The following is a 14,734-nucleotide window of genomic DNA, read 5'->3' as shown; positions in this document are numbered from 1 at the left end:
GCGCGGCGGCCCACCACAGCCGGCCATGCGCCGGCAGCAGTTGCAGCCGCGCGGCGCCGGGGCTGTCGCACTCGGCGACCGCGCCGGGGGCCAGGCGCACGCGCTGGCCGGCGCTCAGGAACAGGTCCTGCGCGCAGCCGCTGCAGGTGACCCAGACGCGGCCGCTGTACACGACCAGCTCGCGGCCGGCGGCGTGGTGCAGCGCGACCGTCGCGCCGGGAGCCAGGTCGAAGGCGGTAGTGGAGGTGTTCATGGCGGTGGCGGCTGCGGTGGTGGTGTCCATGGCAGCCACTTTCGGCGTGGGCAGTGAACCTGCACAGATGCAGAAAGTGGCCAATACAGCCGGCACAGCGCCCCGGTGCGGGCGGCTGTGCCGGTCGGATGCGTCGGCATCTGTATTGGTCTGTGCGCGACGGACCGGCACAGAATCCGGCATGGACCGCACACAAGACACCCTGTACCTGCGCATTGCCGACCAGCTGGCCGGCTCGATCCGGGCCGGCACGCTGGCGCGGGGCGAGCGCATCGCCTCCGTGCGCGAGCTGGCGCGCCAGCAGGGCGTGTCGATGGCGACGGTGGTGCAGGCTTACCGCACGCTGGAGGATGCGCGGCTGATCGAGGCGCGCCCGCGCTCGGGCTACTTCGTGGCGGCGCGCAGCACGCGGCGTCCGCCCGAGCCGGAAACCACGCCGCTGCCGCCGCAGTCGCAGACGGTGTCGGTGAGCTCCATGGGCTCGCGGGTGTTCTCCATGGCGGTGGACCCGGGCTTCATCTCCTTCGGTGCCGCCACGCCCGGCGACGAGCTGTTCCCCTACGAGCGCATCCGCCGCGCCATCGGTCGGGCCGCGCAGCGCAACCGCGCCACGCTCAGCCGCTACCCGCTCGGCTCAGGCACGCCGGAGCTGCGCCGCGCCATCGCGCGCCAGGCGCTGAGCATGGGCTGCCAGCTCGACCTGCGCGACATCCTGGTGACCAACAGCTGCCTGGAGTCGGTGAGCCTGTGCCTGCACGCCGTGACCAAGCCCGGCGACGTGGTGGCGCTGGAGTCGCCGACCTACTTCGGCTTCCTGGAAATCCTGGAGAGCATGCACCTGCGGGCGCTGGAGATTCCCACGCACCCGCGCCACGGGCTGTCGGTGGACGCGCTGTCGCTGGCCTTCGACACGCAGCCGGTGAAGGCGGTGCTGGCGGTGCCCACGCTGTCCAACCCGCTGGGGTCGAGCATGCCGCTGGCGGAGCGGCGGCGGCTGGCGCAGCTGGTGGCCCGGCGCGGCGTGCCGCTGATCGAGGACGTGATCTACAACGCCCTGTGCGAGCACGACGAGCAGCGCCGCGCGGTGCGCAGCTACGACGACACGGGGCACGTGATGATGTGTGGTTCCTTCTCCAAGACCGTGGCGCCGGGCCTGCGCGTGGGCTACGTGGACGCCGGGCGCTGGTCGGAGCAGGTCAAGCGGCTGAAGGCGGTGCACTCGGGCGCGCACACCGAGTTCCTGGAGCTGGCGGTGGCGGACCTGCTGACGCAGCCCGGCACCGAGAGCGCCTACCGGCAGCTGCGCAACACGGTGGCGGCGCGGGTGGACGAGGCGCGCGGGATCATCGCGGAGAGCTTTCCCAAGGGCACGCGCGTCACGGACCCGCCGGGCGGCTTCATCCTGTGGGTGGAGCTGCCCGCGGGCAGCGACTCGATGGCGCTGTTCGATGCCTGCCTGAAGGAGCGCATCTGCATCGCGCCGGGGACCATGTTCAGCACCACGGGGCGCTACCGGCACTGCGTGCGGCTGGGGCTGGGCGGGCGGTGGGACGAGGCGCAGCGGCGGGCGCTGAGGCGGGTGGGGGAGCTGGCGCAGCTGGTGGGGGAGGGGATGGCTTGAGAAGTGGCGTGTGCCCGGGCTTCGTGTTGCGCCAGGGCCCCGCAGGCATTCACTGAAATGGTGCTCCAGTCATCTACAGCAACCCGGCCGGATTGGTTGCGCAGACAGGTCATACGGATTCAATGTGGTTTTCAAGCCCGTATTCCGTTCTCTTGTTGAGGATGCACGATTTGATCGCCTGGGATTGGATTGAATTCAGGCCTTCGTCAGTCTGATGATTCCAGTCTCACGATGGTCCGTGTAGTAAGGGACCTCGATTTGCTGAAGGTCGCATCCTTGCTCTGTGGTCATGATCCGGTATCGGCACGTTCCTCGATGAGCTTGTACGTTTGGGTCGTCTTTATGCAATTCACGAACGTCGGCGCGGTACTCGATCGTAAGGACGAGATGAGCCGCGTCCATTGTCATGAAGGCACCCACGCTGTGGGAGCATGTCCGATCCGTTTCAAACTCAACACCGAGGGTTGACCAGCTCTGCTTGATCGTCATTCTTCCCGTGTTGCCGGCTATTTGCTGTCCATCTCTTCTCCGTGTTTCGACCGTTCCGTTCCACGTCCGGTTGATGTTTGGCAGTGTTATTCCCAGGAGGAAACGTGTCGATCGCCACTTCCAAAGATAGAGTTCAACCAAGCGCACGAGGAACAGGTAAACAACGACAGTTGATGGCGCGGCCAGCGCTGCGACTGTTCCGTAGTATTTCGTGGCTACCGCAATCGCAGCGCTGGCTGCTCCAACGACGATGCTGGCGGTTGCGGCGAGCTTGTAAGCGACCTGTAGGCGCTCGGACGCGTTGAGGGAGTCGTCGAGTGAGTACGGGTGAAGTGCCATATGTCCTCCTCTGCGAGCTAAGGTTGAAACTCAGCGGCCGGCGAAAGGGTAGCTATTGCAGCTGCTGCCGCACGACCGCAGCAAGCCACTCACGGCGCTGGGTGGCGCCGAACCGGTGGTGCACCGCGTGGGCCTGGCGTGGAAATCCCGCCCCATTTGCCGACTCTGACAGTAGACACCCCTGTACCCAGCAGGCACCATCCTTTCCATGCATCTCCTGCCTCGCCCCGTCCTAAGCCTAGGTCTAGCACCTGGCCGGGGTTGGCATGTGTACGGGCGCTGAGCGCCGGCACGCACGGATTTCCCCTGACCCCGGCCGCGAACCAGGCTCCCGGCATTGGCGAGGGCTGGAGGGAAATTCATTTGATTTGTTTTTCAACGTGCTTTAAGGCGCCGCCCCGTTTGGCGGCGCCCGAGCCGAGGTGCCCGAATGCTTTCCCATCCCGCCGTCAAATACTCGCGCCCTGCCACCGTCCAGCTTCCGGACCGTGAATGGCCCAACCGCACCATCGACCGGGCGCCGGTATGGCTGTCCACCGACCTGCGCGATGGCAACCAGGCCTTGTTCGAGCCGATGAGCCGCGAACGGAAACTCTCGCTGTTCCAGGCGCTGGTGCGCGTGGGCTTCAAGGAAATCGAGGTCGGATTTCCCTCCGCGTCGCAGATCGATTTCGATGTCGTGCGCGATCTGGTGGCGCAGGACCTGATTCCGGACGACGTCACGCCCATGGTCATCACGCAGGCCCGGGCCGACCTGATCGAGCGCACGGTGCAGTCGCTGGCCGGCGCCCGCCGCGCCATCGTCCACCTCTACAACGCCACCTCGCCCTTGTGGCGCCGGGTCGTCTTCGACATGAGCGTGGAGCAGGTGATGCAGCTCATCGAGGAGCACGTGAGCCTGCTCAGGCGCCTGACCAGCCGGCATCCCGAGACGCAGTGGACGCTGCAGTACAGCCCCGAGACCTTCTGCATGACGGAGCTGGAGGTGTCGCTGTTGGCCTGCAACACGGCCATCCGCGCCTGGGATGCCGGTCCGGGCCGCAAGATCATCATCAACCTGCCGACCACGGTCGAGGTGACCACGGCCAACGTGTTCGCCGACCAGATCGAGTGGATGAACCGCCGCCTGGAGCGTCGCGAGCACGTGGTGCTGTCGGTGCATCCGCACAACGACCGCGGCACCGGCGTGGCCTGTGCGGAGCAGGCGCTGCTGGCGGGCGCCGAGCGCGTGGAAGGCTGCCTGTTCGGCAACGGCGAGCGCAGCGGCAACGTGGACCTGGTGACGCTGGCGCTGAACCTCTACACCCACGGCATCCACCCGCGGCTCGACCTGTCGGACATCAACGGCCTGGCCCGCCTCATCGAGGAAAGCACCGGGCTGCCGATCCACCCGCGCCATCCTTATGTCGGCGACCTGGTATTCACCGCGTTTTCCGGATCGCACCAGGACGCCATCAAGAAAGGCATGGCCGCGCAGCGCCCGAACGCGCCCTGGGCGGTGCCGTACCTGCCCATCGACCCGGTGGATATCGGGCGCAGTTACGACGGGATCATTCGCGTCAATGCCCAGTCCGGAAAAGGCGGCATCGCGTATTTGCTGGAGCAGGCGCATGGCGTGGTGATGCCGCGGCGCATGCAGATCGAACTCAGCTCGGTGGTGCAGCGCGCCGCGGACGCCAGCGAAGCGGAGATCAGCGCGGAGGTGCTGTGGCGCCTGTTCGACGCCACCTACCTGGCGCCGCCGCACGACCCGAGAAATCCGCTGGCCTACGCCTCGCACCGGCTGGAGGGCGACGGCGAGCGGCAATCCATCGAGCTGGAGCTGGGCGGCGCAAATGCCCGCCGCATGCTGCGCGGCTCGGGCAACGGGCCCATCGACGCCGCCGTGCGTGCCCTCGGCCTGCCGTTGACGGTGCATGCCTACGAGGAAAGGAGCCTGGGCGCCGGGGCGGATGCCGCCGCGCTGGCCATCGTGGAGATCTCCTGCGCCGGCATGCCGGGCACGCGCTTCGGCGCCGGCCGCCACGGGAACTTGGCCACGGCGTCGATCCTGGCGCTGCTGTCGGCGGCGTCGCGGGTCCTGGCCGAGGCGCCCCGCGTGGCGGGTTCCGCGATGGCCGCAGTGGGCAGCGACGCCGCCCAGGCGCTCTCCGCACGGGAGATCGAGGTGCTGCAGTGGTCCGCGGAAGGCAAGTCGGCCGGCGACCTGGCGACGATCCTGGGCATCAGCGAACGCACCGTGAATTTCCACGTCCAGCAGGCCATGCAGAAGCTCAACGCGCCCAACAAGATCAGCGCCGTGTACCGCGCGACGGTGACGGGCGTCCTGGGCGGCGGCGGACCCCAGGACACGGGCTGCTGACCCGCTCCATTGGGTCCGGATGGCGTGGCGGCGGAGGGTCCGGTCGCAGCCGGCTCACCGCGCCGTCATCGGCCCTCCTGTTGGCCTGCTCCATCCGCCCTGCGCGCATGCCCGCGTCCGCCTCGCCTGACCGCAGCCGGGAGCTGGCCCGGCCCGCTGTGCCGGTCACAAGCGGCCCGATCTGTACTGCCCGCCTCGCGGGCGAGCCGCACAGAATCTGGCATGGACCGCACCGAAGACACCCTGTACCTGCGCATTGCCGACCAGCTTGCCAGCTCCATCCGCGCCGGGACGCTGGCGCGGGGCGAGCGCATCGCCTCCGTGCGCGAGCTGGCGCGGCAGCAAGGGGTATCGATGTCCACCGTGGTGCAGGCCTACCGCACGCTGGAGGACGCGCGGCTGATCGAGGCCCGGCCGCGCTCGGGCTACTTCGTGGCGGCGCGCAGCGTGCGGCGCCCGCCCGAGCCCGAGACCACGCCGCTGCCGGCAGCGGCGCAGCCGGTGGCGGTGAGTTCGCTGGGCGTGCAGGTGACGGCGCTGGCGCAGGACCCAAACTTCACGTCCTTTGGCGCCGCCTACCCGGCGGCGGAGCTGTTCGCGCAGGAGCGCGTGCGGCGGGCGCTGAGCCGCGCGGCGCAGCGGCACCGCGCCTCGCTGTGCCGCTATCCGCTGGGCAGCGGCACGCCCGAGTTCCGCCGTGCCGTGGCGCGGCAGGCGCTGGCCATGGGCTGCCAGCTCGACCCGGAGCGCATCGTCTCCACCACCGGCTGCCAGGCGGCCATCAGCCTGTGCCTGCGGGCCGTGACCAAGCCCGGCGACGTGGTGGCGCTGGAGTCGCCCACCTCTTACGGTTTCCTGGAGCTGCTGGAGAGCATGCACCTGCGCGCGCTGGAGATTCCCACGCACCCGCGCCACGGGCTGTCGGTGGACGCGCTGTCGCTGGCCTTCGACACGCAGCCGGTGAAGGCGGTGCTGGCGGTGCCCACGCTGTCCAACCCGCTGGGGTCGAGCATGCCGCTGGCGGAGCGTCGGCGGCTGGCGCAGCTGGTGGCGCAGCGCGGCGTGCCGCTGATCGAGGACGTGCTCTACAACCCGCTGTGCGAGCACGACGAGCAGCGCCGAGCGGTGCGCAGCTACGACGCCACGGGGCACGTGATGCTGTGCGGCTCCTTCTCCAAGACGCTGGCGCCGGGCCTGCGCGTGGGCTACGTGGACGCCGGGGGCTGGACGGCGCAGGTGCAGCGCCTGCGCCACGTGTACTCGGGCAGCTACACCGAGGTGCTGGAGCAGGCGATGGCGGACCTGCTGATGCAGCCCGGGCTGGAGAGCGCCTTCCGCTCGCTGCGCTCGGCCGTGGCGCAGCGCGTGGACGAGGCGCGCGGACTGATCGCCGAGAGTTTTCCAAAAGGAACGCGCGTCACGGACCCGCCGGGCGGCTTCCTGTTGTGGGTGGAACTGCCGGCGGGCAGCGACTCCATGGCACTGTTCGAGGCCTGCCTGCGGGAGCGCATCGTGTTCGCGCCGGGGACCATGTTCAGCAGCACCGGGCGCTACCGGCACTGCCTGCGGCTGGGCGTGGTGGGGCGCTGGGACGACGCGCAGCGGCGGGCGCTGCGGCGGATCGGGGAATTGGCGCGGGAACTGCGGCCGGCCTGAACGCCGGCTGTCTTCGGGATATTCAGGGCCGGGGCTTTGGGGCGTTCACCACCATTTCGCCCCGGCGAGGCTGCTCAGCCCCCATCCCTCTCCAGCGGAATAAGTTTCCGCTTGGCCATTTCCTTGCGGGTGGCTTCATAGCGGTTTTGCTGCTCCTCGGTCAGCGTGCGGCCGCCGCCGGTGATTTCCCGCCACATTTTCCAGTCCTGTTTCAGCCGGTCGTTGTCCCAGTCATTTCTTCCCCCGGCGGAGTTCTTTTCGTTCGCCATGTCGGACGTTCTCCATGCAAATGCCCCATGCGAGGCGATTCCTACCCGTGGTGCGATGCCCAACCTCGTTCGAGTTCGCCGCGCCTGGCGCGCGGGCCCGTGGGTCGCGCCCTCATCCTAAGGCCGTGGTGTCCGAGTCCGAGCGTGAAACAAATCACGCTTCGCAGACTCAGTCAGGTGCAGCCGGGCTGCCGTGGCTGAACGCCATAAGTCCTCATGGCGGCCGCAATCTGGCTCTCTTCGGTGGTCCCGGCGGCGAAAAACGTGTAGCTGGGCGCCAGGATCGGCTCGACGACCTCCGGATGCAGCACGATCACGGAGCGAAGGGGAAATTGGTCCCGCGTCATTTCCCGCAACGGTACGGACCATTTTGGAAAGTCCGGATGGGTGGGCTCGATGATTTCCGCCCGCCCCTTCACCTTGAATCCCTTTTGCACGAAGACGTCGATGAAACTCAGGCAGGCCCGGTCGTTCGCGCGCAGATTCCGTACCGAGCAGGGGGAGGCGATGTTGGCGATGACGAAGAACCGCTCATCGACGACCGTGAAAATCTCCTTGGGCGAAACATTGGGACATCCGGCTGGATCGACGGTTGCTAGCCAGGCGAGCACGGAGCGCTGGGCGTAGGCGATGACTTCGGGGGTGAGCATGGTTGTGGATGGATTGTCGTGCGCCCTCATAAATCACTGGCAAAGCGCAGCCGGTTTCCATCCGGGTCCGTGAGAACGAATTCGCAGGTTTCCCATGGCGTTTGCGTCGGTGGATGTGTGGCGACGATTCCGCGCTGCGCAAACTCGGCGTGGCAGGCCGTGGCATCCTGAACTTTGAAATAAACCGCTCCGCCCACCTGGCAGTCGCCCGCGTGCTCCGTGAGAAAAATCGTTTGGCCGGACCTCGTCAGCTGTAGGAATAGCGGGAAGCCCGGTTCAAACTGGTGTTCCCAGTCCACGCTAAAGCCCAGGCCGTCCACATAGAACGAAAGACTTCTTTCGGCGTTGATGGTTCGTAGCTGGGGGATGACGGTTTGCTGCATTCGAGGTTCCTCACGCTTCCTGATGAAAAGACTCGGCGCCTGCCGGTGCCTGTTCATCTCCTGCCGTTGGCGAACGCCTTTTTGAAGCTCTCGTCGGCTGCTTTTTTGATTGCTTGCCGGGTATTTTCAATCTGCTGCGCGGATACGGCGGTAGCGATTTTCTCGAAGTGCTTGGCCAGGCCCGCTGCGCAGTATTCGTGAGCCGGGAGCGGACGGCCTTTATTCCCATGGGCGGGTTGGCCGGTGACGAAGAGGATCAGCGGCTCAAGGGCCAGCCACTGGTTTCCGCCGGCGCCCGGCGGGCCCACCTGCGCTTCCACACCCCGTTTCCACACGAATCTCAGATCCAGGTGCGGCGAGCGAAAGACGACGGGGGCGGGGAGAGCATCCGTGTCCGGCGCCTCCCGCTCCAGTACACCCGCAGCCGAGGTTTCGTGCACGAAACCCCGGTCACGCAGAAGAGTTTCATATTCCTCGGGAACTTGGCAGTTCGGAATCAGAGCGGGCATGGGCGGACTGATGTCGGAAATCAGAGGGGTGAATCAGGCTTCGCATGGGGGACCGGGTGAAAACCGGTTCTCTTCACGAAGCGGCTGGGCATCGAACAAGCCTACGCCGGCAGGCTCGTGTACCGCACCCGATTCCGCGCACGGCGCCAATCGGAAGATCTGGCCGTGAAATAGATCACACGCCTGATCAGTGCAACTTCACCCTCGCCTGCGTCCGCCCGTCGATCCAGTTCCCCACCTGGTCCCAGGCCGTTCTCAGCGCCCCCTGCAGCCGGACCATGTGCGCGTGGTGCGCGCTCCAGTAGGCCCAGCGCGCCAGCAGCCCCTGCAGCCGCACGCCGTGTCCGGGCATTCGGCCCAGGATGCGCCCCACCGCGTCGCGGCTGCCCAGCGACACCAGCGAGCCGCGGTCGTGGAACCTGAAACCCTCCACCGGCCGCGACTCCAGCCGGCGCAGCAGCGCGTCGGCCAGGTAGCGCGCCTCCTGCTGCGCCGCCTGCGCCCGCGGCGGCACGGCCGGCGCCCCGGCCTCGGGTACGCAGCTCGCGCAGTCGCCCATCGCGAACACGTCCGCGTCCAGCGTGCTCTGCAGCGTGTCGCGCACCAGCAGCTGCCGGCTGCGGTTGAGTTCCAGCCCGTCCAGCTTCTCCAGCACCTCCGGCCCGCGGATGCCCGCGGCCCACACCGTCAGCTCCGCGGGCAGCACCTCGTGGCCGTCGAGCACCACGTGATTGGCGGCCACCTCCGTGACGCGGCGGCCCAGCAGCACTTCCACGCCGCGCGCCTCCAGGTCCTCGCGCGCCTGGCGGCTGATGTCCTCGGACAGCGCGCTCACCAGCCGGTCGCCCGATTCGATCAGCCGCAGCTGCACCGGCTGCGGCTCCTGCCGCAGCTCCGTGCCCAGGCCGGCAATGGCGTGCACCGACTCGATCAGCTCCGCCGCCAGCTCCACGCCCGTGGCGCCGCCGCCGACGATGGCGATCTGCACCGGCCCGCCCGAGCGCACCTCGGCCCGCGCGCAAGCCGCCAGCAGCAGCCGGTGAAAGCGCGTGGCGTCGGCGGCGCTGTTGAGCGCGATGGCGTGTTCGGCCACGCCGGGCGTGTGGAAGTCGTTGACGATGCTGCCCACCGCGATCACCAGCGTGTCGTAGGCCACCGGGCGGCGCGGCGCGATCTCCGTCCCCTCGTCGTCCACCAGCGGCGCCAGCCAGAGCTCGTGGCGGGCCCGGTCCAGCGACTCCAGCGTGCCCAGGTGGAAGCGGAAGTTGTGCCGCCGCGCCTGCTGCAGGAACTCCACGCCCGCGTCATGCCCGCCCAGCGTGCCCGCGGCCAGCTCGTGCAGCCAGGGCTTCCAGACGTGCGTGAGCGCGGCGTCGATCAGCACCACCTCCGCCGGCGCCTCGCGCCGGCGCAGCTTGCGCAGTTGCTCGCCCAGGTGCACCGCCAGCTCCAGCCCGCCGGCGCCGCCGCCGACGATCACGATGCGATGCGGTCCGCCGTGCTCGCGCAGCTCCGAGGTGGAGAACAGCGCCGGGCGGCTGTCATGGAAGGAAGAGGAGGAGGGCGACCGCGGGCCGCCAGGGGAGAGGTGCCATCGGTTCATGCGGAACCTGGGGGCAACCCGTATGCCGCGCGATCACGTCTTCGGGCAGTCCTCCGCCGGCTGCCGGGTATCCGCGAGCGCGCGCCGCAGCTCGCGGGCCATCAGCGGGCGCTGCGCCGGCACCAAGTGCCGCCCCACGAACACGCTGCGCTCGCCGGCGCTCAGCCGCACCAGCGCCGCCGGGCCGTCGCTGTGCACCCGCACCCAGGCCGCGGGCAGCTCGGTGCGCTGCACCCGTCCGCCGCAGTGCTGCTCCACGCAAAGCCGGTCCGCCGCCAGGGTGATGGTTTCGCGGTCCAGCACGTGGCGCGCGTGCACCACCAGCGCCGCCGCCAGCGCCGCCACCTCGATGCAGGCGAACAGGCTGATCAGCGGGAAGCCCAGCGCCCAGAACCCCAGCGCCAGCAGCAGGTGAAACACGCACACCGCGCCGAAGGCCAGGCCCATCTGCCGGGGCGTCAGGCGGCAGTTGCGGCGCAACTGCCAGCACAGCGCGGGACAGCCGGCGCAGCTGTCGCACCCGTCGCGCACGGGCAGTGCGGGCGTGGGCGGGAGATCCGGCGGGGCGTGCATGGGACGGCGTCGTTGGCGTCTTGTGCAGCCGCGGTACAGCAAACGCCCGGCCCGGGCGCGTACCGCCGCGCAGGGGGAATTTCGACAAGGCCGCACCTTCAGGGTTCGGGAGCGGGAAGCGCGCAGCGGGCGTCGGCACTCCCCGCGCTGGGTGGCGCGCTTCAACGGACAAGGCGCCTGCCCTGGCCCGCCCGGTATTCGGCCCGGGCCGCGCTGGGACCTGGGTTTGCCTCCGCTCCAGTGACCGGCCCCATGGCGCCGGCAACCGCAACCACAGGAGTTCGACATGACCCAGCAGGACCGCAACCAGCAAAACCAGAACCAGAACCGCAACCAGCAGCAGGAGCAGAACAACCAGAACCGCAACCAGCAGAACCAGGACCAGAACCGCAAGCAGCAGCAAGGCCAGAACCAGAACCAGGAGCGCAACCAGGACGAGTGACAGCGCGGCTTCCGCAGTCCGCTTGTTGGCGTTGATGGGGCCTTGACGGCCCGGTCCCGGTCCCGGTGCCGTGCGCGGCGCCGGGACACCCGATTCCTTCATCGATCAACGTGCCGTCGATGCCGGCCGAGGAGCGCGCGGCGTCGCTGGAGTCAGACGCCATGCCCACCGCATCCTTCGGGGTCGAAGACCTTTTGCTCGAACAACGCATCGACGACATCCACGCCGTGTCCGCGCACGACGTGGCGGTGTGCGCGGTCAAGTGCCCGCATCGCGACAGCGACGGCTACCGCAGCACCCTCTGGCTCTTCCCGCTGGACGGCAGCGCCGAGCCGCGCCCGCTTACCGCCGGCACCTCCCAGGACAGGCAGCCGCGCTGGTCGCCCGACGGCAATCGGATCGCCTTCATCTCCGACCGTGCCGGCCTGAACCAGGTGTTCCTGATCCGCCCCGACGGCGGCGAGGCGCGGCAGATCAGCTTCTTCAAGGGCGGCGTGTCGGCCTTCGAATGGAGCCCCGACGGGCGCCGCCTGCTGCTCACCAGCATCGTGGACGTGGACCCCGAGGCGCGCGGCGCGCCCTCGAAGCTGGACCAGCCCCGCGACACGGACGCGCCCGAGGTGGTATGGCGGCTGCCGTACAAGCTCGACGGCGTGGGCTACCTGCTGGCGCAGCAGATCCACCTCTTCACGCTCGACATCGCCAGCGGCGAGGACCGCCAGCTCACGCAGGGCGCCTTCGAGGTGCGCTCCGCGGCGTGGTCGCCCGACGGCCGGCGCGTCGTGTACAGCCGCACGCGCGAGGGGCGCCTGGCGCACCGCACCGGGCTCTGGGTGGCGGACGCCGACGGCGGCCACGCGCGCCAGCTCACGCACGAGCAGGGCAACGCGAGCGCGCCGCGGTGGTCGCCCGATGGGCGCTGGATCGCCTTCACCGGCAACATCGACGAGGGCGACGCCAAGATGCAGCTGTGGCTGGCCGAGCCGGATTCGGGCCAGGTGCGCATGCTCGGCGGCGACGACCTGGAGGTGGTGCCCAGCAGCAGCCTGTACTGGAGCACCGACAGCGCGCAGCTGCGCCTGTTGCTGGCGCAGCGCGGGCGCCAGCACCTGGTGAGCCTGTCGGTGCCCGGGGGCGAACGGCGCCTGCTGGTGGACGGCGAGCGGCAGCTCGGCGGCATCGCGGTGGCGCGCTCCCGAATGGCCTTCTTCTGGGAGAGCGGCGACGCGCCGCTGGAGCTGGGCGCCGCGGACCTGGACGGACGCCACGAGCAGACCCTGAGCCGCCTGAACACCTGGTGGCACGAGCGCGAGCCGCTGCATGCCGAAGTGCGGCATTTCCAGGTGCCCGATGGCAAGGGCGGCATGGAACAGGTCGATGCATGGCTGATCCGCGCCCGCGACACGCAGGGGCCCATGCCGGTGCTGGTGGACGTGCACGGCGGCCCGGCCAGCTATGCCGACCTGAGCTTCCAGAACCATGCGTTCTGGCCCGTGCTGTGCGCGCGCGGCTGGCTGATGGTGGTGCCCAACACCGTGGGCTCCAGCAGCTACGGGCGCGAGTTCGCCGAGCGGTTGCGCGGCCATTGGGGCGAGTACGACCTGCCGCAGATCCTGGCCATCATCGAAGCGCTGCAGCGCGAGGGCCTGGCCGACGAGCGGCTGGCGATCACCGGCAGCTCGTATGGCGGCTACATGGCGGCCTGGGCCCTCGGGCACTGCCGCGTCTTCCGCGCCGCGGTGGTGTGCGCGCCGGTGACGAACCTGGAGACGCACTACGGCACCAGCGACAGCGGCTACTACAGCGATCCCTACGACATGTGCGGCACCCCGCGCATCGACCGCGAGACCAGCCGGCGGCTCTCTCCCATGACGGAGATCGAGCGGGCGCGCACGCCCACGCTGATCCTGCAGGGCAAGGAGGACGAGCGCTGTCCGAAGTGCCAGTCCGAGGAGCTCTTCGTGAGCCTGATGCGCGCCACCGACGCGCCGTGCGAGATGGTGCTGTACCCCGGTGGCGACCACCACGTGCTCAAGGACGGCAAGCCCTCGTTCCGCCTGGACGGCGTGCGGCGCATCGTCGAGTGGGTGCAGCGCTGGGCGGAGCAGCCGCTGGACCCGGACGGCGGGCGCGAGGCCAACGGCGGCCAGCGCAGCGACGGGCAGTGAGCGGCGCGGCCGACGCCGGCACCGACGCCGCGCCGACATTCCCCGGACTGCACTGCGCGAAGGCGGGAGTAACGCAGCAATTGGTGAGGCAACTCAGCTCCCGCCCAACGTTCGGCAGCCCCTTACCTCCCCGCCCCCGTCTCCTCCACTCCCGCCAGCGACCCCACCAGCGCCGCGCGCGCCGTGTCTCGCCCCTGCGTGATCAAGGTTTCCAGCCGCTCGGGTGAGTAATCGAAGTCCGCGGAAATCGCGTCCTCCGGCAGCGGCGGCCGCGTGATGCGGATCCAGCGCTTCACCTCCGGCAGCTTCGGCGGCACGAGTTTGTCCACCTGCATCAGGCTCATGGCCCGCCAGCGCAACTCGGCGCCGGACCGCGGCAGCGCCGCCATCGCGCGCGGGAACTGCTCGATGCTCACCAGCTGCAGGGCCTCGCCTTCGCGCAGCCGCCCGCTCGCGCGCAGCCGCGCCAGCAGCCCGGGCAGCAGCGAGTCGCGCGTGACGTCGCCGTCCCAGTAGTGCCGCCCGCCGATCTCCACCGGCTCGAACACCATCGGAATCGCCGAGCTGGCCGCCAGCTCCGCCGCCCCGATGGGCGCCTCGTCGCTGTCGAACAGGCGCAGCTCGCCCGAGAGCAGGTCCACCGCGCCCGCGGCCAGCAGCGGCTGCGCGGCGGTGACGCTGGCGTAGCGCCCCACCTGCCGCTCCAGCAGCGACCACATCGCGCCGCGGTCGTACAGCGGGTAGTCCATCCGGCTCGCGCCGGCCCACGGCAACCAGTGCAACGGCTGCGCCCGGTACAGGTTGCGTGTGCCCAGCAGCATGCCGGTGAGCAGGCCGTTCCACGCCCGCAGCGCCGCGGCATGGCGGCTGTCGCCCACCGCGAAACCCAGGAACGGGAACGAGGGCGTGGCGATCTCGTGGCGCCACAGGTGCAGCAGCGCCTGCACGCCGGCATCGGCCGTGTGCAGCTGCCGCGCCGCCACGGCGGCATTGACGGCGCCGATGGAGGTGCCCGCCAGCGCCACCACCCGGTCGCCCCGCGCCCGCAGCCACGGCGCGACGGACGCCCACGCGCCGCCGCCGAACGCCCCCAGCGCGCCACCGCCCTGGAACACCACCACCGTCCTCATCGTTGCCTTTCGTCGTACTGCCTGCCGGTTCCGCCGCGCCGCTCAGCGCTTCGCGCCCAGCCGTGCCTGCTCGCGCCCGTTGCGCCGCCCGCCCGAGAGCAGCCAGCTTGCCATCCCCGCCGCCACGGCCACCGCGCCCAGCAGCGCCATGCCCAGGCCACCAGCCTTGCGCCGTTCGGCCATGCCCCAGGCGCCGTGCACCGCCGCGCGCAGCGGGCGCGGCGCGAACAGCGCGCCGTCGCTGTCCGGCGCGCGCTCGCCCTGTTGCAGGAAGAAGCGCGCCGCCG

Annotated in this window: 15 protein-coding genes; 5 read left to right on the top strand and 10 right to left on the bottom strand. The window is 69.7% G+C overall.

The window, feature by feature from the left end:
- Nucleotides 1-283 (bottom strand): DUF2917 domain-containing protein (locus Q0741_RS03815; RefSeq protein ID WP_298231868.1); only part of this gene is annotated, 283 nt, incomplete at its 3' end.
- Between the two features lie 151 nt (nucleotides 284-434).
- Between Q0741_RS03815 and Q0741_RS03810 the strand changes: the two genes are divergently transcribed.
- Nucleotides 435-1,874: a PLP-dependent aminotransferase family protein gene (locus Q0741_RS03810; protein WP_298231867.1), complete on the top strand. Its 1,440-nt coding sequence runs from the start codon at nucleotides 435-437 to the stop codon at nucleotides 1,872-1,874.
- 195 nt (nucleotides 1,875-2,069) lie between these two features.
- Here Q0741_RS03810 and Q0741_RS03805 read toward each other — a convergent pair whose 3' ends face one another.
- On the bottom strand, nucleotides 2,070-2,702 hold the full coding sequence (locus Q0741_RS03805; RefSeq protein WP_298231866.1) for a hypothetical protein: 633 nt from the start codon (nucleotides 2,700-2,702) through the stop codon (nucleotides 2,070-2,072).
- Nucleotides 2,703-3,132: 430 nt separating this feature from the next.
- Between Q0741_RS03805 and Q0741_RS03800 the strand changes: the two genes are divergently transcribed.
- Entirely contained in the window at nucleotides 3,133-5,064 is a 1,932-nt protein-coding gene (locus tag Q0741_RS03800) for a 2-isopropylmalate synthase (protein ID WP_298231865.1), read from the top strand.
- Nucleotides 5,065-5,286: 222 nt separating this feature from the next.
- Entirely contained in the window at nucleotides 5,287-6,720 is a 1,434-nt protein-coding gene (locus Q0741_RS03795; RefSeq protein ID WP_298231864.1) for a PLP-dependent aminotransferase family protein, read from the top strand.
- Nucleotides 6,721-6,794: 74 nt separating this feature from the next.
- Here Q0741_RS03795 and Q0741_RS03790 read toward each other — a convergent pair whose 3' ends face one another.
- The 6 genes from Q0741_RS03790 to Q0741_RS03765 all read right to left on the bottom strand — a co-directional run bounded on the left by Q0741_RS03790 (nucleotide 6,795) and on the right by Q0741_RS03765 (nucleotide 10,707).
- A complete protein-coding gene (locus Q0741_RS03790; RefSeq protein ID WP_298231863.1) occupies nucleotides 6,795-6,989 on the bottom strand; it encodes a hypothetical protein in 195 nt (64 codons plus the stop codon).
- Nucleotides 6,990-7,162: 173 nt separating this feature from the next.
- Nucleotides 7,163-7,639 (bottom strand): pyridoxamine 5'-phosphate oxidase family protein, encoded by a 477-nt coding sequence (locus Q0741_RS03785; protein ID WP_298231862.1) that lies wholly within the window; start codon nucleotides 7,637-7,639, stop codon nucleotides 7,163-7,165.
- A gap of 26 nt (nucleotides 7,640-7,665) precedes the next feature.
- Nucleotides 7,666-8,022, bottom strand: coding sequence for a VOC family protein (locus tag Q0741_RS03780; protein WP_298231861.1), 357 nt, complete (start codon nucleotides 8,020-8,022; stop codon nucleotides 7,666-7,668).
- Between the two features lie 53 nt (nucleotides 8,023-8,075).
- Entirely contained in the window at nucleotides 8,076-8,531 is a 456-nt protein-coding gene (locus Q0741_RS03775; protein ID WP_298231860.1) for a hypothetical protein, read from the bottom strand.
- Between the two features lie 187 nt (nucleotides 8,532-8,718).
- Nucleotides 8,719-10,134 carry an NAD(P)/FAD-dependent oxidoreductase gene (locus Q0741_RS03770; protein ID WP_298231859.1) on the bottom strand — a complete coding sequence of 472 codons (1,416 nt, stop codon included), beginning with the start codon at nucleotides 10,132-10,134 and terminating at the stop codon, nucleotides 8,719-8,721.
- A 33-nt stretch (nucleotides 10,135-10,167) separates the two neighbouring features.
- Entirely contained in the window at nucleotides 10,168-10,707 is a 540-nt protein-coding gene (locus Q0741_RS03765) for a DUF2244 domain-containing protein (RefSeq protein WP_298231858.1), read from the bottom strand.
- Nucleotides 10,708-10,993: 286 nt separating this feature from the next.
- Between Q0741_RS03765 and Q0741_RS03760 the strand changes: the two genes are divergently transcribed.
- Both Q0741_RS03760 and Q0741_RS03755 read left to right on the top strand, forming a co-directional pair.
- Complete coding sequence (locus Q0741_RS03760) at nucleotides 10,994-11,149, top strand: hypothetical protein (protein ID WP_298231857.1); 156 nt, start codon at nucleotides 10,994-10,996, stop codon at nucleotides 11,147-11,149.
- Between the two features lie 161 nt (nucleotides 11,150-11,310).
- Nucleotides 11,311-13,317 (top strand): S9 family peptidase, encoded by a 2,007-nt coding sequence (locus tag Q0741_RS03755; protein WP_298231856.1) that lies wholly within the window; start codon nucleotides 11,311-11,313, stop codon nucleotides 13,315-13,317.
- A gap of 122 nt (nucleotides 13,318-13,439) precedes the next feature.
- Here Q0741_RS03755 and Q0741_RS03750 read toward each other — a convergent pair whose 3' ends face one another.
- Together Q0741_RS03750 and Q0741_RS03745 are read right to left on the bottom strand one after the other, a co-directional pair.
- Entirely contained in the window at nucleotides 13,440-14,447 is a 1,008-nt protein-coding gene (locus Q0741_RS03750; protein WP_298231855.1) for a patatin-like phospholipase family protein, read from the bottom strand.
- Nucleotides 14,448-14,489: 42 nt separating this feature from the next.
- Nucleotides 14,490-14,734 (bottom strand): hypothetical protein (locus tag Q0741_RS03745; RefSeq protein ID WP_298231854.1); only part of this gene is annotated, 245 nt, incomplete at its 5' end.

The organism is uncultured Azohydromonas sp. (assembly GCF_937926365.1).
Lineage (GTDB): Bacteria > Pseudomonadota > Gammaproteobacteria > Burkholderiales > Burkholderiaceae_C > Azohydromonas.
The sequence above is the reverse complement of the archived record's forward strand: the minus strand, read 5'-3'. Positions and strand labels throughout refer to the sequence as shown.